This window comes from Streptomyces sp. NBC_01591 (assembly GCF_035918155.1).
Taxonomy (GTDB): domain Bacteria; phylum Actinomycetota; class Actinomycetes; order Streptomycetales; family Streptomycetaceae; genus Streptomyces.
This window is the reverse complement of the sequence record NZ_CP109327.1, coordinates 5,717,211-5,737,011: the sequence shown is the minus strand read 5'-3', so window position 1 is coordinate 5,737,011 and position 19,801 is coordinate 5,717,211. Positions and strand designations below refer to the sequence as shown.

General features: G+C 68.4%; 14 protein-coding genes. 6 read left to right on the top strand and 8 right to left on the bottom strand.

Going from position 1 to position 19,801, the window contains the following annotated elements:
* Complete coding sequence (locus tag OG978_RS26635; protein WP_326767631.1) at nucleotides 1-1,092, top strand: ABC transporter ATP-binding protein; 1,092 nt, start codon at nucleotides 1-3, stop codon at nucleotides 1,090-1,092.
* A gap of 191 nt (nucleotides 1,093-1,283) precedes the next feature.
* On the opposite strand, the gene OG978_RS26630 is transcribed toward OG978_RS26635, so the two are convergent.
* The 7 genes from OG978_RS26630 to OG978_RS26600 form a co-directional block, all read right to left on the bottom strand.
* Nucleotides 1,284-2,435: an ABC transporter ATP-binding protein gene (locus tag OG978_RS26630; RefSeq protein WP_326767630.1), complete on the bottom strand. Its 1,152-nt coding sequence runs from the start codon at nucleotides 2,433-2,435 to the stop codon at nucleotides 1,284-1,286.
* Nucleotides 2,428-3,486, bottom strand: coding sequence for an ABC transporter ATP-binding protein (locus OG978_RS26625; RefSeq protein ID WP_326767629.1), 1,059 nt, complete (start codon nucleotides 3,484-3,486; stop codon nucleotides 2,428-2,430). Before OG978_RS26625 ends, OG978_RS26630 begins: the two co-directional genes overlap by 8 nt.
* A 14-nt stretch (nucleotides 3,487-3,500) precedes the next feature.
* The gene (locus OG978_RS26620) at nucleotides 3,501-4,454 is read right to left on the bottom strand and encodes an ABC transporter permease (protein WP_326767628.1); all 954 of its coding nucleotides are present in this window, start codon (nucleotides 4,452-4,454) and stop codon (nucleotides 3,501-3,503) included.
* The gene (locus OG978_RS26615) at nucleotides 4,447-5,373 is read right to left on the bottom strand and encodes an ABC transporter permease (protein WP_326767627.1); all 927 of its coding nucleotides are present in this window, start codon (nucleotides 5,371-5,373) and stop codon (nucleotides 4,447-4,449) included. The genes OG978_RS26620 and OG978_RS26615 overlap by 8 nt, the downstream gene beginning before the upstream one ends.
* Nucleotides 5,374-5,523: 150 nt before the next feature.
* Nucleotides 5,524-7,167: a peptide ABC transporter substrate-binding protein gene (locus OG978_RS26610; RefSeq protein ID WP_326767626.1), complete on the bottom strand. Its 1,644-nt coding sequence runs from the start codon at nucleotides 7,165-7,167 to the stop codon at nucleotides 5,524-5,526.
* A gap of 516 nt (nucleotides 7,168-7,683) precedes the next feature.
* Entirely contained in the window at nucleotides 7,684-9,555 is a 1,872-nt protein-coding gene (gene typA, locus OG978_RS26605; protein ID WP_326767625.1) for a translational GTPase TypA, read from the bottom strand.
* A 497-nt stretch (nucleotides 9,556-10,052) separates the two neighbouring features.
* Nucleotides 10,053-12,461 (bottom strand): ABC transporter family substrate-binding protein, encoded by a 2,409-nt coding sequence (locus tag OG978_RS26600; RefSeq protein WP_326767624.1) that lies wholly within the window; start codon nucleotides 12,459-12,461, stop codon nucleotides 10,053-10,055.
* 353 nt (nucleotides 12,462-12,814) lie between these two features.
* On the opposite strand from OG978_RS26600, the gene OG978_RS26595 reads away from it, so the two are divergent.
* Nucleotides 12,815-13,873, top strand: a complete 1,059-nt coding sequence (locus tag OG978_RS26595; protein ID WP_326767623.1) for a LacI family DNA-binding transcriptional regulator — start codon at nucleotides 12,815-12,817, stop codon at nucleotides 13,871-13,873.
* Nucleotides 13,874-13,997: 124 nt separating this feature from the next.
* On the opposite strand, the gene OG978_RS26590 is transcribed toward OG978_RS26595, so the two are convergent.
* The gene (locus tag OG978_RS26590; protein WP_326767622.1) at nucleotides 13,998-14,984 is read right to left on the bottom strand and encodes an acetylxylan esterase; all 987 of its coding nucleotides are present in this window, start codon (nucleotides 14,982-14,984) and stop codon (nucleotides 13,998-14,000) included.
* A gap of 251 nt (nucleotides 14,985-15,235) precedes the next feature.
* On the opposite strand from OG978_RS26590, the gene OG978_RS26585 reads away from it, so the two are divergent.
* From OG978_RS26585 to OG978_RS26570, 4 genes are all read left to right on the top strand, one after another.
* Complete coding sequence (locus OG978_RS26585) at nucleotides 15,236-16,486, top strand: sugar ABC transporter substrate-binding protein (protein WP_326767621.1); 1,251 nt, start codon at nucleotides 15,236-15,238, stop codon at nucleotides 16,484-16,486.
* Nucleotides 16,487-16,491: 5 nt separating this feature from the next.
* Entirely contained in the window at nucleotides 16,492-17,484 is a 993-nt protein-coding gene (locus OG978_RS26580; protein ID WP_326767620.1) for a carbohydrate ABC transporter permease, read from the top strand.
* Complete coding sequence (locus tag OG978_RS26575; protein ID WP_326767619.1) at nucleotides 17,481-18,389, top strand: carbohydrate ABC transporter permease; 909 nt, start codon at nucleotides 17,481-17,483, stop codon at nucleotides 18,387-18,389. Before OG978_RS26580 ends, OG978_RS26575 begins: the two co-directional genes overlap by 4 nt.
* Nucleotides 18,390-18,480: 91 nt before the next feature.
* Nucleotides 18,481-19,683 (top strand): glycoside hydrolase family 1 protein, encoded by a 1,203-nt coding sequence (locus OG978_RS26570; RefSeq protein WP_326767618.1) that lies wholly within the window; start codon nucleotides 18,481-18,483, stop codon nucleotides 19,681-19,683.
* Nucleotides 19,684-19,801: the final 118 nt, after the last annotated feature.

Sequence of the window (19,801 nt, the reverse complement as noted above, 5' to 3'; positions counted from 1 at the left end):
ATGAGCAGCAAAGATCCCCTCCTGGACGTCTCCGGACTCACCAAGCACTTCCCGATCAAGGGCGGCTTCCCGATCCGGCGGACGGTCGGTGCCGTCCAGGCCGTCGACGGGCTGGACTTCACCGTCGCCGAGGGCGAGAGCCTGGGCCTCGTCGGCGAATCCGGCTGCGGCAAGTCGACCACGGGCCGGCTGATCACCCGGCTGCTGGAGCCGACGGCCGGCCGGATCTCCTACCGCGGGCAGGACATCACCCACGCCTCGCGCAAGGAGCTGGCCCCGGTCCGCTCCGAGATCCAGATGATCTTCCAGGACCCGTACGCCTCGCTGAACCCGCGGCAGACCGTCGGCAAGATCATCACCGCGCCGATGGAGATCAACGACATCAACCCGGCGGGCGGCCGCGAGGCGCGCGTACGGGAGCTGCTGGAGACCGTCGGGCTCAACCCGGAGCACTACAACCGCTTCCCGCACGAATTCTCCGGCGGTCAGCGCCAGCGCATCGGGGTCGCCCGCGCGCTCGCCCTGGAGCCGAAGCTGATCGTGGCCGACGAGCCGGTCTCGGCGCTGGACGTGTCGATCCAGGCCCAGGTGGTGAACCTGCTGCAGAAGCTGCAGAAGGAACTCGGCATCGCGTTCCTGTTCATCGCCCACGACCTGGCCATCGTGCGCCACTTCTCGCAGCGCGTGGCGGTCATGTACCTCGGCAAGATCGTGGAGATCGCCGACCGCGAGGACCTGTACGGCAACCCGCGCCACCCGTACACCCGGGCGCTGCTCTCGGCCGTGCCCGAGGCGACCGCCGACGAGACGCCGGCCCGTGAGCGCATCCTCCTCACCGGCGATGTCCCCTCCCCCGTCAACCCGCCGTCGGGCTGCCGCTTCCGTACCCGTTGCTGGAAGGCGACGGACAAGTGCGCGAGCGAGGCCCCGCCGCTGGTACGGGTGGAGGGCAGCCGGGAAGGCCATCTGACGGCCTGCCACTACCCCGAGGACACCCGGACCGTCGCGGCCGTCCCGAAGGCCCGTGACGCCGCGTCCGGACCGAAGCCCGGCAAGAACAAGACCACCGAAGACCCCAAGGCCGGGGCCTGACACCCCTGTCCCGGCCCCGGGGAACCCCGCGGACACGGACCCGATCGGTCCCAGGACGCGGGGCTCCCCGGCCCCGAGAAACCGAGCACGTGAGCCCATTGACCCGAGTCACCTGCGCGCCCGGTTCCGGGAAAAGGAAGAAGCGCCCGGAACCGATCGGTTCCGGGCGCTTCCGCATCAATCAGGCAGTACTACGAGGCCGCGCCGATGACGTCCTTCTCCTCGGCGAAGTGGCAGGCCGACTCGTGCGCCGCGGGGGTGTCCGAGCCCTTGAAGCGCTCGGGGACGGCCAGCAGCGGCAGTTCCGTGGAGCACTTGTCCTGGGCCTTCCAGCACCGCGTACGGAAGCTGCAGCCCGACGGCGGGTTCGCCGGCGACGGGACGTCACCGGTGAGGATGATCCGCTCGCCGCGCTCACGGGCCTCGGGGTCCGGGACCGGGACCGCCGACAGCAGCGCCTGGGTGTAGGGGTGCGTCGGGTGGTCGTAGATCTCCGCGTCCGTACCGATCTCGGCCATCTTGCCGAGGTACATCACGCCGACCCGGTCGGAGATGTGCCGGACGATCGACAGGTCGTGCGCGATGAAGAGGTAGGAGAGGTTGAACTCGTCCTGGAGCTTCTCCATCAGGTTGATGACCTGCGCCTGCACCGACACGTCGAGCGCGGAGACCGGCTCGTCGCAGACGATGATCTCCGGGTTGAGCGCGAGACCGCGGGCGATGCCGATGCGCTGGCGCTGACCGCCGGAGAACTGGTGCGGGTACCGGTTGATGTACTCCGGGTTGAGGCCGACGACGTCCAGCAGCTCCTGGACCTTGGTCCGCCGGTCGCCCTTCGGGGCCACCTCGGGGTGGATGTCGAAGGGCTCGCCGATGATGTCGCCGACCGTCATGCGCGGGTTCAGCGAGGTGTACGGGTCCTGGAACACCATCTGGATGTTCCGGCGGACCGCCTTCAGCGCGCGGCCGGACAGCCGGGTGATGTCCTGGCCCTTGTAGAAGACCTCGCCGGACGTGGCCGTCTCCAGCGCCATCAGCAGCCGCGCGACCGTGGACTTGCCACAGCCGGACTCGCCGACGATGCCGAGCGTCTCGCCCTGGTAGAGGTCGAAGGAGACCCCGTCCACGGCCTTGACCGCGCCGACCTGGCGCTTGAACAGGATGCCCTGGCTCAGCGGAAAGTGCTTGACCAGATTGCGCACCTGGAGGATCGGCTCACCGCGCTCCACCGGGGCCTCGAGCGCGGCGACCGCGGCCGTCTCGTCCGTGACGTCGACGGCCACGACGTCGGTGACGTTCGGGGTGGCGTCCATGGAACCGTCCGTCTTGTCGAGCTCAGCCATGGATCGTCTCCTTCCAGAAATGGCACGCGCTGCCGCGGCCGGGCAGCTCGCTGCCGTCCTGCTCGGACACCGGGACCAGAGCCGGAATGTCCGTGCGGCAGATGTCCTCGGCCTTGGGGCACCTCGGGTTGAAGGCGCAGCCGGAGGGAATCTTGAGCAGGTTGGGCGGCAGACCCTTGATCGCGTAGAGCTCCTGGCCCTTCTGGTCCAGGCGCGGGATCGAGTCGAGCAGGCCGCGGGTGTACGGGTGCGCGGGCCGCTTGTAGAGCTCGTGCACCGGTGCCGTCTCGACGATCCGGCCCGCGTACATGACCGCGATCTTGTCCGCGACGTCGGCGACGACGCCGAGGTCGTGGGTGATCAGGATCAGACCCATGTTGAACTCGGTCTGGAGCTCCTTGAGCAGGTCCATGACCTGGGCCTGGACCGTCACGTCGAGCGCGGTGGTCGGCTCGTCCGCGATGATCAGGTCCGGCTCCAGCGCCAGTGCCATGGCGATCATGATGCGCTGGCGCATACCGCCGGAGAACTGGTGCGGATAGTCGCCGACCCGCTGCTTGGCGGCGGGGATCTTGACCCGCTCCATCAGCTCGACGGCCTTGAGCTTGGCCTGCTTCTTGGAGAGTCCCTGGTGGACACGGAACATCTCGCCGAGCTGGTAGCCGACCGAGAGCACGGGGTTGAGCGAGGAGAGCGCGTCCTGGAAGATCATCGCGATCTTCTGGCCACGGATCTTCCGCCGCTCCTCGTTGCTCATGGTGAGCATGTCCTGGCCGCGGTACAGGATCTGGCCCTGCGGGATCTTGCCGGGCGGCATGTCGAGAATGCCCATGATCGCCTGAGCGGTCACGGACTTGCCGGAACCGGACTCACCGAGCACGGCCAGGGTCTCGCCCGAGTCGACGCTGTAGTTCACACCGTTGACGGCCTTGGCGACACCGTCACGCGTGTGGAACTCCACGTGCAGGTCGCGCACTTCGAGGAGCGGTGCGTCGTCCGACCCCCCGGCGCGGGGCGCCGGGATGTCTGCTGTCTTGTCCATGATGGTCACGTCGTACGCCCTCCTCAGCGCAGCTTCGGGTCGAGGGCGTCGCGTACCGCGTCGCCGAGCATGATGAACGCGAAGACCGTGAGGCTGAGCATTCCTGCCGGGAACAGCAGCGCATGCGGGTTGTCCCGGATGGCCTGGCTGCCCTCGGCGATGTCGATGCCCCACGAGATCGTCGGGTCCGCGAGCCCGAGTCCGAGGAACGAGAGCGTCGCCTCGGCCGAGATGTACCCGCCGAGCGCGATGGTGGCCACGACGATCGTCGGGGCGAGCGCGTTCGGCAGGACGTGCCGGAAGAGGATCCGCGGGGTGCCGGCGCCGAGCGCGCGCGCCGCCGTCACGTAGTCCGCCTGCTTCGCGGTGATGACGGAGGCCCGCATCACACGGCAGATCGAGGTCCAGCCCAGGAAGGCCAGGGCCAGGATCACCACGTACACCTTGCGCTCGGTGAAGGCGTTCAGGACGACCATCGCGCCGAGCAGGAAGGGGATACCGAAGAAGATGTCGGTGACCCGGGAAATGATGGAGTCGAGCCAGCCGCCGAAGTATCCGGCGAGCATGCCCAGCAGGCCGCCGACCAGGGTGACCGCGGCGGTGACGCCGACGCCGACCAGGATCGAGGCGCGGGTGCCGTAGATGACACGCGCGTAGATCGAGCGTCCCTGACCGTCGTAACCGAACCAGTCGGCCTGGAAGAAGTGCCCCAGCTCCGGCTTGGTCAGGAAGTGGTTGGTCAGGTCGCCGTCGCGCGGGTCGGCGCCGGTGAAGAGCCCCGGGAACGCCGCGATGATCAGCAGGAGCAGCAGCAGGATCGAGGAGATCCAGAACATCGGGCGGTGGCTCAGGGCGAACCACGCGTCGCCCGAGAGGCTGCGCGGCTTGTCCTCGGTCTTGCCCGTGGCGGCCGAGGGAGCGGCGGTGGCGTCCGCCACCGCTTCGGTCTCGGTCTGGGTCTTGGTCGCGTCAGGCATAACGGATCCTCGGGTCCAGGACCGCGTACAGCAGGTCGACGAGCAGGTTGATCACAAGGATGACGAGGACGAAGACCGTGACGACGCCGACGATCGTCGAGCCCTCGCGCTGCTGCAGCGCCTTGAAGAGCAGGTTTCCGACACCCTGGACATTGAAGATGCCCTCGGTGACGACCGCGCCGCCGATGAATCCGCCGATGTCCGTTCCGAGGAAGGTGACGACCGGGATCAGCGAGTTGCGCAGCAGGTGGACGCCGACGATGCGGCGCCGCGGCAGGCCCTTGGCCATGGCGGTGCGCATGTAGTCCGCGCGCAGGTTCTCCGCGAACGTCGTGCGGGTCAGCCGGGCCACGTACGCCATGGAGAGCATGGCGAGTACGAAGCCTGGCAGGAACAACTGCGCGTAGTCCGTGGAGTCCTGGACGTTCGGGGCCACCCAGCCGAGTTGGTCCGCGAGGACGAAGCGGGCGAGGAAGCCGAGCACGAACACCGGGATCGAGATGACGATCAGGGTGAAGATCAGCACGCCTGTGTCGGCTGCCTTGCCGGCCCGCAGACCTGCCCAGGCGCCGAGCCCGATGCCGACGATGATCTCGATGATCATCGCCACGGCGGTCAGCCGCAGGGTCACCGGGAAGGACTCGGACATCTCGTCGATGACTTCGCGACCACCGAAGGTCTTGCCGAAGTCGCCCTGGAAGAGATTCGCCATGTAGTCGACGTACTGCTTCCACAGTGGCTGGTCGAGTCCGAACTCATGGCGCAGCGACGCGACCTGTGCGGGGTCTGCCGCCTTGTCTCCCCACATCGCCCGGATTGGGTCGCCGGGAAGGATGTGGACCATGAGGAAAATAATCAGAGTGGTCCCGATGAATACCGGGATCATCTGGAGCAGTCGCCTTGCGACGTAACGCCCCATCATGCCTCCATGCCGTGAGGGGTCGGCGATGGCCTTCTCAGAGTTGTCTCCGCCGCGGGGTGTGGGGGGAGAGCCCCGGGGCCGACGCCTACGGGCCGGTTCCGCCGTCCTCGGTGAGGAGCGGCGGAACCGGCCGTCGGATCCCGATGGTTACTTCTTGGCCTTCACCTGGACGTCGGTGAAGATGGGGTCGCCGTCCTGGCCGTAGACGATCTTGCCGAAGACGTTGGTGGACTGACCCGAGTTGTTCTTGTAGAACCACAGCGGGATGGCCGGCATGTCGTTCTTCAGGAGCTGCTCGGCCTCCTGGTACATCTTGACGGTCTCGTCGAGCGTCTTGGCCTTGTCGGCCTTCGCGGCGAGCTCGTCGAACTCCTTGTTGGAGTAGCCCGAGGTGTTACCGGCGGCAGTCGTGCCGTACAGGTCGCGCATGAAGTTCGAGTTGACCGGGTAGTCGAGCACCCAGCCACCGCGGTACATGGACTTGACCTGCTTGTTGTCACGCGCGTTCAGGTCGGCCTGGAAGTCCGGCTTGGAGTCACCGGTGCACTCGACGCCGGTGGCCTTGCGGATGCTGTTGCAGACCGCGTCGACCCACGGCTTGTGCGACTGGTCGGCGTTGAACTGGATCGAGATCTTGTTGCCCGGGACGCCGCCACCCTCCTGGATGAGCTTCTTCGCCTTGGCCGGGTCGTACTTCACGATGTCACCGAGGGCGCCGGGCTTGTAGCCGATCACACCGCGGGCGACGTACGAGTCGGCCGGAGTACGGGTGCCGTGCAGCACGGTCTTGGTGATCGTGTCACGGTCGATGGCCATCGACAGACCCTGGACGACCTTGGGGTCGATGTCCTTGAACTGGTCCGTGTAGAACGCCGGGACGATCGACTGCACCGCGGAGTACTCGGCGTCGATGGCACGGTCGCCGAGGTCCTGCTTGTAGCTCGTCAGCGACGTCGTCGGGATCTGCTCGATCCAGTCGAGGTTGTTCGACCGCAGGTCCGAGTAAGCGGCGTCGGCGGTGGTGTAGTTCTTGAAGTCGATGCCACCGTTCTTGGCCTTGTTCGGGCCCTGGTAACCGTCGAACTTCCGGACCTTGATCAGCTTCTTGTGGTCCCACGAGACGAACTTGTAGGGACCGTTGCCGATCGGCTTCTGGCCAGCGGCGGCCGGGTCCTTGAAGAAGGACTCGGGCAGCGGCGCCCAGACGTCGTAACCCAGCTTGTACGCGAAGTACGAGACCGAGCCGGTCAGGGTGATCGTGAAGGTGTTGTCGTCGACGATCTTCAGGCCGGACATCTTGTCCGCCTTCGGCTTGCCCTTCGCCGGGTGGACGTCGTCGTAGCCCTTGATGTCCTGGAACCAGCTGGAGTTGGTCTGGTTGTTCTTGACGTTGGCCGACCAGTTCCAGGAGTCCACGAAGGACTTGGAGGTGACCGTGGTGCCGTCGTGGAACTTCCAGCCCGGCTTGAGCTTGACGGTCCACACGGACGAGTCCGCGTTGGGCGTCACGGACTCGGCGTTGATGTACTCGAGCTTGCCGGTGCCGGGCTCGTAGTCGACCAGGCCGGAGAAGACGGTGCGCAGGACACGGCTGCCCTGGCTCTCCTTGGCGTTGGCCGGCTGCAGCGGGTTCTGCGGCTCTCCGAGCTGGGCGGTCAGGATCCCGTTCGGGTCCGCCTTGCCGGAGTTCATGCCACTGTCGCTGTCCTTGTCGTTACCACCACAAGCGGTCGCGGCCAGGGCGATGACGGCCGCTCCCGCGACCCACTTGGCGCTCTTGGCACCACGCATGGGTTTCCTCCTCATGAGTCCACTTTTGACTACAAGAAGGGCACTGGAGTGATACACCGACACCCCTGACGGTGATCGTTCAGTGCCCCTAGTGTGCTCGTGAGTCGGCACTCCCCACAGTGCGTGACCCATTGACCCGAGCTCAATGGAGCCAACTATTAAGTACGACCGGGCCGTAAACCACACTTAAGGGGTCTCGTTTTGACAACATCAAGGAAGCTCGATTGCCCGAAATCCGGACAAAGTGATCCCAGACAGACACGCTCGAAACGGACCGTTAACGCAGCTTTCGGAGAGCGACGATCGATATGCGGACGGATCGCGGAAGAAAACCACTGGACAAGGGCCTGATCGGCCTGCTTGACAGTGTGCTTCCGCCTCTGCCTGGTTGCTGATGCAACACAATGCGCCCGGACGACCCCTCGGCCCATCGCACGACGGGGCCCGACCTCCCGTCAACTGACGGAAGGCCGGGCCCCGTTGTGCATGCGGGCGCGCTCGGCGCCCGGTGTCGGATCAGCGCTTGGCGCGCGACGCGGCGCGGCCGCGCTCCTTCTGGTCGAGGACGACCTTGCGGATACGGACCGTCTCCGGGGTCACCTCGATGCACTCGTCCTCACGGCAGAACTCCAGGGACTGCTCCAGGGAGAGCTTGCGGGCCGGCACCACGTTCTCCGTGGTGTCGGCGGAAGCCGCACGCATGTTGGTGAGCTTCTTCTCCTTGGTGATGTTCACGTCCATGTCGTCGGCGCGGGAGTTCTCGCCGACGATCATGCCCTCGTAGACCTCGGTGCCGGCCTCGGTGAAGATGACACCGCGCTCCTGGAGGTTGACCATGGCGAACGGCGTCACGGAACCCGAGCGGTCGGCGACCAGCGAGCCGTTGTGACGGGTGCGCAGCTCGCCGAACCACGGCTCGTGGCCCTCGAAGATGGAGTGCGCGATGCCCGTACCGCGGGTCTGCGTCAGGAACTCCGTACGGAAGCCGATGAGGCCGCGGGACGGGACGATCCACTCCATGCGGACCCAGCCCGAACCGTGGTTCGTCATGGTCTCCATGCGGCCCTTGCGGGTCGCCATCAGCTGGGTGATCGCGCCGAGGTGCTCCTCGGGGGAGTCGATCGTCATGCGCTCGATCGGCTCGTGCGTCTTGCCGTCGACCTGCTTGGTGACGACCTCCGGCTTGCCGACCGTGAGCTCGAAGCCCTCGCGGCGCATCTGCTCGACGAGGATGGCCAGCGCGAGCTCACCACGGCCCTGGACCTCCCAGGCGTCGGGGCGCTCGGTGTCCAGGACGCGGAGCGAGACGTTACCGATCAGCTCGCGGTCCAGGCGGTCCTTCACCTGGCGGGCGGTGACCTTGTGGCCCTTGCCGCCCTTGCCGACCAGCGGCGAGGTGTTCGTACCGATGGTCATCGAGATGGCCGGCTCGTCGACCGTGATCAGCGGCAGCGCGATCGGGTTCTCGGGGTCGGCCAGGGTCTCGCCGATCATGATGTCCGGGATACCGGCGATGGCGCAGATGTCACCGGGGCCCGCCACCTCGGCCGCCTTGCGGGTGAGCGCCTCGGTCATCAGCAGCTCGGTGATGCGGACGTTGGACATCGTGCCGTCGCGCTTGATCCAGGTGACGCTCTGGCCCTTGCGCAGCTCGCCCTGCTCGACGCGGCAGAGCGCGATACGGCCGAGGAAGTTGTCGGCGTCCAGGTTGGTGACGTGGGCCTGCAGCGGGGCGTCCTCGTCGTACTCCGGGGCCGGGACGTGCGCCAGGATCGTGGAGAAGAACGGTTCCAGGTTGTCGCTGTCGGCCGGGACGGTGCCGTCCTCCGGCTTGGTCAGCGAGGCGACGCCGTCACGGGCGCAGGCGTAGACGATCGGGAACTCGATCTGGTCCTCGTCCGCGTCCAGGTCCAGGAACAGGTCGTACGTCTCGTCGACGACCTCGGCGATCCGGGAGTCGGGGCGGTCGGTCTTGTTGATGCAGAGGATGACCGGCATCTTCGCGGAGAGCGCCTTGCGCAGCACGAAGCGGGTCTGCGGGAGCGGGCCCTCGGAGGCATCGACCAGGAGCACGACCGCGTCCACCATCGACAGACCGCGCTCGACCTCACCGCCGAAGTCGGCGTGGCCGGGGGTGTCGATGATGTTGATCGTGATCGGGTCCCCGCCGTCCTTGGGGTGATACTTCACCGCCGTGTTCTTGGCGAGGATCGTGATGCCCTTCTCACGCTCCAGGTCGTTCGAGTCCATCATGCGGTCGTCGAGGTGCTCGGCGGCGTGCGCGGCGAAGGCGCCGGCCTGCTTGAGCATGGCGTCGACCAGCGTGGTCTTGCCGTGGTCGACGTGGGCGACGATGGCTACGTTACGGATGTCGTGGCGCGTGGGCATGGGTGGCTTGCGCTTCTCTCGGATCGTGGGATCAGGCGTCTAAGTCGGTCTCAAGTCCTCGTACGCCCGCCGGGCGGACACGCCACGGCTCGTCCAATGGTACGGGGCTGGCGCCGCCGCGGCTTCCCGGGCAAGTTTTGCCGGCCGCGGAACGGGCGGCCCGGCAGTGGTGGACGGGTACGGATCCGGTGGTGAAAGCCCGCGTCCGCTTCGTGTTTCCGCCCCCGTGGTCGGTTCTTCCGGCGAATTTCACCGGTGTCATGATCACGGCCCCGCGGGCGGTCGAGACGGACGCGGGACTTGCGCGACTTCGGAGGTGGGGCTCCGAAGCGGAATCTCCAAGAGGCCGGAGCAGGGGATCCGGGGCGGGGGGGTCTCAGAGGTGGGGGGATCGAACGGCCACCCGGGTCAACGGGTAGAAGCGACCTTGCCCGCCGGGTAAGTCGGCGGGCAAGGGATTTGAGCCAGTTCTGAGCTTCCGGCCCTGTTCTGACCTGCTACTTCTTCTTGTTCGCCGGGGCTCCGGCGGCCTGCCGCGTCTTGAAACCGATGTCCTGGTAGTGGGGTGCGCCGAAACCGAAGGCGCCGACGTTCACCAGCTTCCGGTTCGCTGCCACGAGCTGCGGGCGCTGGTAGAGCGGAATCGATCCGGCGGCGGCCCAGATCCGGGCGTCGGCCTCCTTCATCAGATCCCGGGCGGTGTCCTCGTCCAGCTCGGAGACCGCCTGGTCGAAGAGCTGGTCGATGTGGTCGGTACCGACGCGGGTGTAGTTCTGCTCGACCAGCAGCGAGCCGTCGGTGGCGGGAACCGGCTTGGCGAAGATCGGGCGGTCGTCGGTCGCCGGGTAGGCGGTCGCGGGCCAGGAGTACAGGGCCAGGTCGTAGTCGCCGGAGGCGATGTGGTCCTGGAAGTAGCTCTCGTCGGAGACCTTGGTGATCTCCGTACGGATACCGACCGATTCGAGCATCGCCGAGATCTTGTCCCCGACGCTGCGCAGCGGCTCCGAACCGGGACCGGACGGCAGGACGAAGCGCAGGGTCAGCGGCTCGCCGTCCTTGCCGAGCGGACCGCGGCGCGCGTCGGCCGCCCGAGCCGGGGCCGCGGTGCCCGCGGGGGCGTACGCGCCGGCGGCGCCGTCCGGCTGCCTGTCCTGGGCGCTGACCCTGGAGGGGACGTCCTCGGACGTGCCGGACCCGGAGAGGTATCCCGCCTGGCGCAGCAGCGCGGAGCTGTGGAACGCGGCGGCGGGGGCGGGGGCGAGTACGTGGGTGGCGCTGCCCGCCGGGTCGCCGTCGCCGGGCTTGCCGTCTTCGCCGACGATGTACAGGCCGTCGTCGGCGGCGGGCTCGCGCGGGTCCGCGCCGTCGCCGGTCTTGCCGTCCGCGCTGCTCGCCTTCCCGGCTGCCGGGCTGCTCGCCTTCCCGGCAGCCGGGCCCGTCCCCTTCTTCTCCGCCTCCTTCTTCTTCTCCGCCTCCTTCTCCTTCTCGCCCTTCTTCCCGGCCTCGCTGCCCGCCTTGGTGCCGTCCGACTTGCTGATCGCGCCCTCCGGCGTCCAGCCCGCGTCGGCCAGCAGCGCCTGCGCCTCCTCGGTGTCCTGGCCCCCGAGTGCACCGCTGCTGTCCTTGTACGCCGGCTGTCCGGCCAGGGCCAGGTGGCTGCCGAGCGGCTGCGCGGGCAGGCCGAGCGGCTTGAGCACCGTGTCGACGAGCTCCTGACGGTTCAGGGTCCGGGCGACCGCCCGGCGCACCCGGTCGTCGGCGAGCGGTCCGGACTCGCCGTTCAGCGCGAGCTGGGTGTAGGCGGGCTCCAGCGACTTGCGCACCACGTAGGCGCTCAGCCCGCCCTGCTCGGCGGCGTACGCCTCGGCGGCGGCGCGGTTCTTCTCCCTGGCCGCCCGTGCGGCGGCCGCTTGCTCGGCGTTCGAGCCGTGTGCCACGGCCCAGGAGCGCAGGGCGGCGGCCGGGCCGGTCGCGGAGCCGGGTCCGTGGGTGAGCGGCTGCCCGTTCGCGCCCTTGTCGCGGGCCGCCTGCTCGATCCGGTGCGCCGCCGCGGCGTCGATGTCGGCCACGTCGACCTTGCCCGCGGCCAGGGCCTCGGCCAGGTTCTGCGGCGCGACGGCCCGGAAGACCAGCGAGTCGAGCTTGGCCGTGCTGCCCCACCAGCGCGGGTTGCGGACCAGGGTGACCTCGCCCGCCCCCTTGTCCACACCGCGCAGCCGGAACGGTCCCGCGGTCGCCTTGAGGGTGGTCCGGGCTCCGTCGTTGAAGGCGTCCGGGGAGCCGGTCACCTCCTTCGGGTACAGCGGCGAGAACAGCGAGCGCCAGTCCGCGTACGGCTTGGCGAAGGTGACCCGTACCTCCAGGTCGTCGGCGCCGCGCTCGATCTTCTCGATGCGGTCGTAGCCGGCGTTGCGGGCGGTCCAGAACGCCGAGTTCTTGCCGCTCAGCGCCTGCCACTGGGCGACGAAGTCGGGTGCCCCGAGCTCCCGGCCGTCGCTCCACACCGCCTGCTGGTTGAGCCGGTAGAGCACCACCTGCCGGGGCTCGCGCTCGACCACCTTCGCGGATTCCAGATAGTCCGGGTTGAGCTGCGGCCGGCCCTTGGCGTCCAGCGGGAAGAGCGTCGGCAGCAGGGCGCCGGTGATACGGGTGGTGGAGCTGTCGGCGTCCGCCTGGAAGGCGTTGAGGGTGGCCGGCACGGCGTCGATCGCCCAGTTGACCGTGGAGCCCTCGGCGACCAGGTTCCGGCCGGTGGCCGCGATGTCCTGGGGGGCGGCCCCGGCGGTCGTGCCGCTGTCGCCGGAGCTGCAGCCCGCCAGCACGGGGAGCGTCAGCACGCCCGTCGTGAGGAGCGCGAGGGAGCGGCGCTTTCGGGCCGTCCCCCGCGGGACGCCGACGTGGGACATGGCTGATACCTCCGGGGCCGGCCCGGCCCACCCGTCCACGGGTGTGCCAGATTGTGCATTTTTGGTGGCATTTGCAGTTGATCACACCGATGACGTCCACCCACTGAAGGCGCCCTCGCGCGAGAGGCGGCGCAGACACGGCGCGACGGCCCCGAACCTCACCCGTGCGGCCCAGCCGCCCCGGTCGCCGCGCCGCACGGAGCCGGGTCACCGGCCCCTCGCGGTCCGGCCCGGCGAGGGCGGTCTTGCTCGTCGCGCGACCCGCGATCTAGGGTGAATGCGCTTTCAGAAGAGGGTCGGTACATGCAACAGCAGGTGCTTCGGTACGGAACAAGAAGCGGACGGTCGGTCGAGTGAGCGCCCCAACGGTGTACGACGTCGCCGAGCGGTCGGGCGTCTCCATTGCCACGGTTTCACGGGTCTACCGCACCCCCGATTCGGTCCGCGCCCAGACCCGTGAGCGGGTCCTCGAAGCCGCCCGCCAGCTCGGCTACGTACCCAGCGGGAACGCCCGGGGTCTGGCCAGCCGGACCACCGGCGTGCTCGGCCTCTGCTTCCCCGACTACTCGGACCCGGACACCGAGACCGAGGCGGCGGCAACCGACGAGGACGACGACCACGCCTTCATGCTCTACTCCGACCAGATCATCCGGGGCATGGAGCGCGCGGCCCGCCGCCACGGTTATGCCCTGCTGATCGCTGCATCGCTGAAGGGTGGCCCGGAGAGCCTGGTCGCCAATGTCGCGGGACGGGTGGACGGTTTCGCGGTCCTGGCCGGCACCGTCCCCACCGCCGACCTCGAAGTGATCTCGCGGCGGCTGCCGGTTGTCATGGTGGCGGGCCGGCGCGGCATCGACCATCTCGACCACATCGTGGTCGCCAACACCGACGGGCAGCGGACGATAACCCGCCACCTGATCGAGGACCACAGGCTGCACCTGCTCACCTTCATCGGCGGGGAGGCCGCGTCCCCGGACGCCGAGGCACGGTTCACGGGCTTCCAGGAGGCGTGCCGCGAAGCGGGGCTTCCGGTGCCGGACGCGCCCACCATGCGCACCACGATGATGACCCAGGCCGAGGGCTTCCGGGTCACGGACGCGCTGCTCGACCGGGGCGGGGAACGACCGCAGGCGATGCTGTTCGCCAACGACCAGATGGCCGTCGGCGGACTGCACGCGCTGGAGCGGCGCGGGATCAGGGTCCCGGAGGACATCGCCGTGACCGGGTTCGACGGGATTCCGCTGAGCCGACTCGTGCGCCCACCGCTGACGACCGTGCGGCAGCCCATGCGCCGCCTCGGTGAGGAGGCCGTGGAATTGCTGGTGCAGCGGCTCGCCGACCGGGACCGCGACCCGGTGTCCCTGATGCTGCCGGTGTCCCTGGCCCGCCGGGCGAGCTGCGGCTGCGGCTGACCGGCACCCCGGCCCATGAGCCGGGCCCCCGCCTCCATCGACACGGGCACCCGGCGGAACGGCGCGCAAGGCCCGTCGGGCGGCCGACGCCCCCGCCGCTCCGGCTCACCCCGCGCCCACCGCGTCACCGCCCCAGCCACGCCCCGAAGAACCGTCGCCGGGCCGCCCGGAGCTCCGCCACCTCCGCCGCCGTGCCCTCGTGCTCGAAGTGCCCCGCGCTCAGCACCAGCAGCTCGTGCTCACCGGCCAGCGCGTTGTGCACGGCGAACTGCCCCGGCGGCGGCACCGAGGGGTCGAAGAGCGCCGCGGCCACCAGCGTGGGCGCCTCCAGCAGCGTCGCGGCCGTGGCGGCGTCGAAGTACGGCAGCACCTCGGTGACCTCGGGGTGGTCCCGGTGGTGGTTCCGGACCGACTCGCCGCTGCCGGTGCACGGCAGGGTGAGCCGCAGCGGGTGGTTGCCGAAGGTGGGCACCGTCAGCTGCCCGGCCCCGAAGCGGTCGTCCCAGGGCAGCGCCAGCGCGCCGAGCCCGCCTCCGAAGCTCTCCCCGAGGTACCCGAGCCCCGGGGCACCCTCCGCCGCCAGCTCCGGCACCAGCTCGTGCAGCGCCGACGCCGCGCACCACAGGTCCGCCACGCAGTCACCGATGACGTAGGTGTCGCGCGACGCGATGCCGTGCAGCACATGTGCGACGGACACGTCCGGGATGCCCGGGTGCAGTCCGCGCGACCCCATGCCCCGTACGCACGGCAGGATCGCCGCCGACCTGGGCAGCGGCAGCGGCACATCGGGCCCCGGCTCCTGCCGGCCGCCGTAGCCGTGCCCGATGACGAATCCGTACTCCGCCGGCCCCTCGGCGGGCAGTGCCACCCAGCCGCCGAGCCGCACCCCGCCCACCGAGGTGAACGTCACGCCGTGGATCCGTACCCCGTCGCGCTCCTCCTCCAGCGGCCCGAGCTCCGGCTCCGTGGCGACCTTGCGGGCCTCCTCGTGGCGGGCCCGCCAGAAGGCGGCGAAGTCGTCCGGAGCAGCGGGAGCGGGGACGTGCAGCAGGTCCTGGAGCGTGTACCCGTGAGCCGGATCGAAGGGGAAGTCGTGTTCGAACGAAGTCATGAACACGACCGTATCGGCCGCGTCCCCGACGGCAAGACCTTGATCACCATCGAGGAAACAGCGAAATCGGTCACATCATCCCCAATTTCGCAATTGGCGCGCATACCGTGCCAAGTTGAACATTCAGATGTCCAGCACGTTGCACGAGTGTGACCTAGCACCCTCTTGCGGATTCCTGAATCTCTGCCGCAGAGTGATGTATGCGCTTACAGGCAGCGCATACATTCGGATTGCTCAAGGAGGAGCCCTCCATGTCCCGCACCGCCAGAAACGCCACGGTCGGAATCGCCACCGCAGCCGCGCTCACCTTCGGTCTCACCGCGTGCGGCAGCTCCGGTGGCGACGATGTCGCCGCGGACAAGAAGCAGACGCTCACCGTCTGGGCCATGGGGGCCGAGGGCGAGAAGCTCGCGGATGTGGCCAAGGTGTACGAGAAGGCCAACCCGAACATCACCGTCAAGGTGACCCCGGTCGGCTGGGACGTCGCCCACCAGAAGCTGGTCTCCGCGGCCGCCGCCGGCACCCTGCCGGACGTGGCGCAGATGGGCGGCAGCTACATGGGAGAGTTCGCCGAGCTCGGTGTGCTGGAGCCGGTCGACACCAAGACCTTCAACGAGAAGGACTTCTTCCCGTCCGGCTGGCAGCAGGGCGAGGTGGACGGCCAGGCGTACGGCGTGCCGTGGTACGTCGACACCCGCGTCCTCTACTACCGCACCGACCTGGCCGAGAAGGCCGGCGTCACCAAGGCTCCGACCGACTGGAAGGAGATGCAGGACCTCGCGTCGGCCTACCAGAAGAAGGCCGGGACCAAGTGGGGCCTGTCCATCCAGCCCAGCGGCCTGGACACGGTGCAGAACTTCTACTCCTTCCTGTACTCGGCCGGCGGCGAGATCGTCAACGACAAGGGCGAGGTCGTCATCGACAGCCCCGAGGCCGTCAAGGCGCTCAAGGAGTACGGCTCGTACTTCGACAAGGGGCTCTCCAACAAGTCCGTCCAGCCCGGCTACGACGTGGTGAAGGACTTCGGCAACGGCCGCGTCCCGATGTTCTTCGGCGGCCCCTGGCACGTCACCCTGCTGAACGAGGGCCAGCCGCAGCTCAAGGGCAAGTGGGCGGTGGCCAACGTGCCCGCCGACAAGTCCTCCGTCTCCATGGCCGGCGGCTCCTCCCTGGTGATCTCCAAGGACAGCGAGCACAAGGCCGCCGCCACCGAGTTCATCAAGTACCTGACGGACACCAAGGGCCAGGCCGACTGGTACAAGCGCACCAAGGACCTGCCCGCCAACACCGCCGCCTGGACCTCCGGCGACCTCGCCGACGACACCAACCTCCAGGTGTTCAAGAAGCAGATGGACACCGCCAAGTCCTCTCCGTCGCTGTCCAACTGGACGGAGATCACCGACAAGGTCGACCAGGCCATCGCCAAGGTCACCCAGGGCAAGGCGTCCGCCGAGGACGCGCTCAAGACCGCCCAGTCCGAAATCGAAGGCCTCGTGAAGTAGGAGTCATGCGCACCATGACCTCAAAGGCCGTGCAGACGGCCAAGGTGCAGGCCGGGTCGGGGGCCTCCGGGTCCCCGGCCACCGGGCCCGCAGGTCGCCGGGGTGGCAAGAAGGCCTCGATGGGCGTGCAGAACGTAGCCGGCTGGCTGTTCTCCACTCCCTTCCTCGTCCTCTTCCTCGTCTTCATGGCGTTCCCGATCCTCGCCACGCTGGTGATGAGCTTCACCGACTTCGGGCTGCGCAATGTCACGCACCCGCTGGACGCGAACTTCATCGGCTTCGAGAACTACGTCAATCTGTTCAGCGACGAGAAGTTCCTCAAGTCGCTGTTCAACACGGCGTACTTCGTGGTGATCGGCGTCCCCCTGACGATCTTCCTCGGACTGGTCGTCGCCGTACTGCTGAACAACGGAATCGACCGGGCGCGGACCTTCTTCCGCGTCGGCTTCTACGCCCCGGTGGTCACGACCATCGTCGCGGTCGCCGTGGTCTGGCGGTTCGTGCTCGACCCGAGCGACGGGCTCATCGCGGGGCTCTTCTCCGAAGTGGGCCTCACCTCGCCCGACTTCCTGGGCTCCGAGACGCTCGCCATGCCGTCGATGATCGCGATGGCGGTCTGGCGCAACCTCGGCACGGTCATGGTGCTCTTCATCGCCGGTCTGCAGGCCATCCCCACCGAGGTGCGGGAGGCCGCGCGGCTGGACGGCGCCGGTGTCTGGCAGGAGTTCAAGGGCATCACCGTGCCCCTGCTGCGGCCCACGCTGCTCTACGCCACGGTGATCACGACCATCGGTTACCTCAATGTCTTCGAGGAGCCGTTCGTGATGACCCAGGGCGGTCCCTCGGACTCCACGCTCACCGTCTCGCTGAACATGTACCGCGAGGGCTTCAACTTCTTCCACATGGGCTATGCGAGTGCCATGGCGTATGTCCTCTTCGTAGTGATCATGGGCATCACGGTGCTGCAGCTCCGACTGCTGAAGGACAACACGAAATGAGCGCCACCAGTGCACCGGGCGCCGTCTCGACGGCGCCGTCGAAGAAGCCTGCGGACACGCCGCCGTCCAGGACGAAGAAGGCCCGCAACCCCAAGCGCGTCCTCGTCTACGTCCTGCTGTCGGTCGGCCTGCTGATCATGTCGGCGCCGTTCCTGTGGATGGCCATCTCGGCCTTCAAGACGCAAGCGGACCTGACGGCCAGCCCGCCCGTGTGGCTCCCGACCGAGTGGACCCTGGACAACTTCCGGGAACTGCTCGACAAGCTCGATCTGCCGCTGTACTTCATGAACTCGGTGATCGTGGCGGTGCTGGTCACCGTCTCGAACCTGGTGTTCTGCTCGATGCTCGGGTACGCCCTGGCCAAGCTGAACTTCGTCGGCCGCAACAAGATCTTCGGCCTGGTTCTCGGCGCTCTGATGGTGCCCGGCAACCTGATGCTGCTGCCGCTGTTCGTGCTGATGAGCAAGTTGCAGCTGATCGACTCGTACGCGGGTCTGGTGCTGCCGTTCGCCGCCGGAGCCTTCGGGGTCTTCCTGATGCGGCAGTTCATGCAGTCGATCCCGGACGAGCTGCTGGAAGCGGCCCGGATGGACGGCGCCGGTGAGTGGTACATCTTCTGGCGCATCGTGATGCCGCTGGTGAAGCCCGCCCTGGCGACGCTGTCGATCTTCACCTTCCTGGGCTCCTGGAACAACTTCGTCTGGCCGCTCATCGCGACCAACGACCCCGACAAGTACACCCTGCCGGTCGCCCTGGCCACCTTCGCCACCGACCCCAACAAGGCGGGCGGGTCCAACGGCATGCTGATGGCCGGTTCCCTGCTGGTCGTCCTGCCCGTCGTGATCCTGTTCATCGCGCTCCAGCGGCACTTCACCCAGGGCATCGCCACGGCGGGCATGAAGTAGGGCCCGTCCCGGCAGCCCCACCGAAACGTACGAGGCCACGGCCCCACACTCCGTCGGCCACACCCCTTCATCACCAGAAAGACAGTTTGCGATGACGCACACCCAGGTCCCGTTCCCCGAAGGCTTCCTGTGGGGCGCCTCCACGGCCGCCCACCAGATCGAGGGCAACAACATCAACAGCGACTGGTGGGTCAAGGAGCACGCCGCGGGCACCCACATCCAGGAGCCCAGCCTGGACGCCTGCGACAGCTACCACCGCTGGCACGAGGACATGGACACGCTGGCCGGTCTGGGCTTCACCGACTACCGGTTCTCCATCGAGTGGGCGCGCATCGAGCCGGTCGAGGGCACGTTCTCCCGGGCCGAGCTCGCCCACTACCGCCGCATGGTCGAGGGCGCCATCGAGCGCGGCCTGCGCCCCATGATCACCCTGCACCACTTCACCGTGCCGCAGTGGTTCGAGGCGCGCGGCGGCTGGACCGCCGAGGGCGCGACCGAGCTCTTCGCGCGTTACGTCGCGGCCTGCGCGCCGGTGATCGCCGAGGGCGTCAGCCACGTCTGCACCATCAACGAGCCGAACATGATCGCCGTCATGGCCGGCCAGGCCAAGCGGGGCGACAACAGCTTCCCGCCCGCCGGCCTGCCGACCCCCGACGACGAGACCACCGAGGCCGTCATCGCCGCGCACCACGCGGCCGTCAAGGAGGTCCGGGCGATCAACCCGGACATCCAGGTCGGCTGGACCATCGCCAACCAGGTCTACCAGGCCCTGCCCGGCGCCGAGGAGGTCACCGCGGCCTACCGTCACCCCCGCGAGGACGTCTTCATCGAGGCCTCCCGCGGCGACGACTGGATCGGTGTGCAGTCCTACACCCGGACCAAGATCGGCACCGACGGCCCGATACCCACCGCCGAGGGCGTCGAGCGCACCCTCACGCAGTGGGAGTACTACCCCTCCGCGGTCGGCTACGCGCTGCGTCACACCGCCGAGGTCCTGGGCAACGGCATCCCGCTGATCGTGACCGAGAACGGCATCGCGACCGACGACGACAGCCGCCGCGTCGGCTACTACACCGGCGCCCTGAACGAGGTCGCGTCCGCGATCCAGGACGGCCTGAACATCCAGGGCTACCTGGCCTGGAGCGCGCTCGACAACTACGAGTGGGGCTCCTACAAGCCCACCTTCGGCCTGATCGGCTGGGACCCGGAGACCTTCGAGCGCCTGCCCAAGCCGTCCGCCGTCTGGCTGGGCGAGATGGGCCGCACGCGCGCACTGCCGCGCATCGCCGACTGACCTCGGCTCCCCCGAGCCGACCCCCCTCGGCTCCCCCCGACCGGGAGCGACCTGACAGCTCCCGCCCGTACGGGAACCGGCGACACCTGACGGACGCCGGTTCCCGTACAGCAGGGCC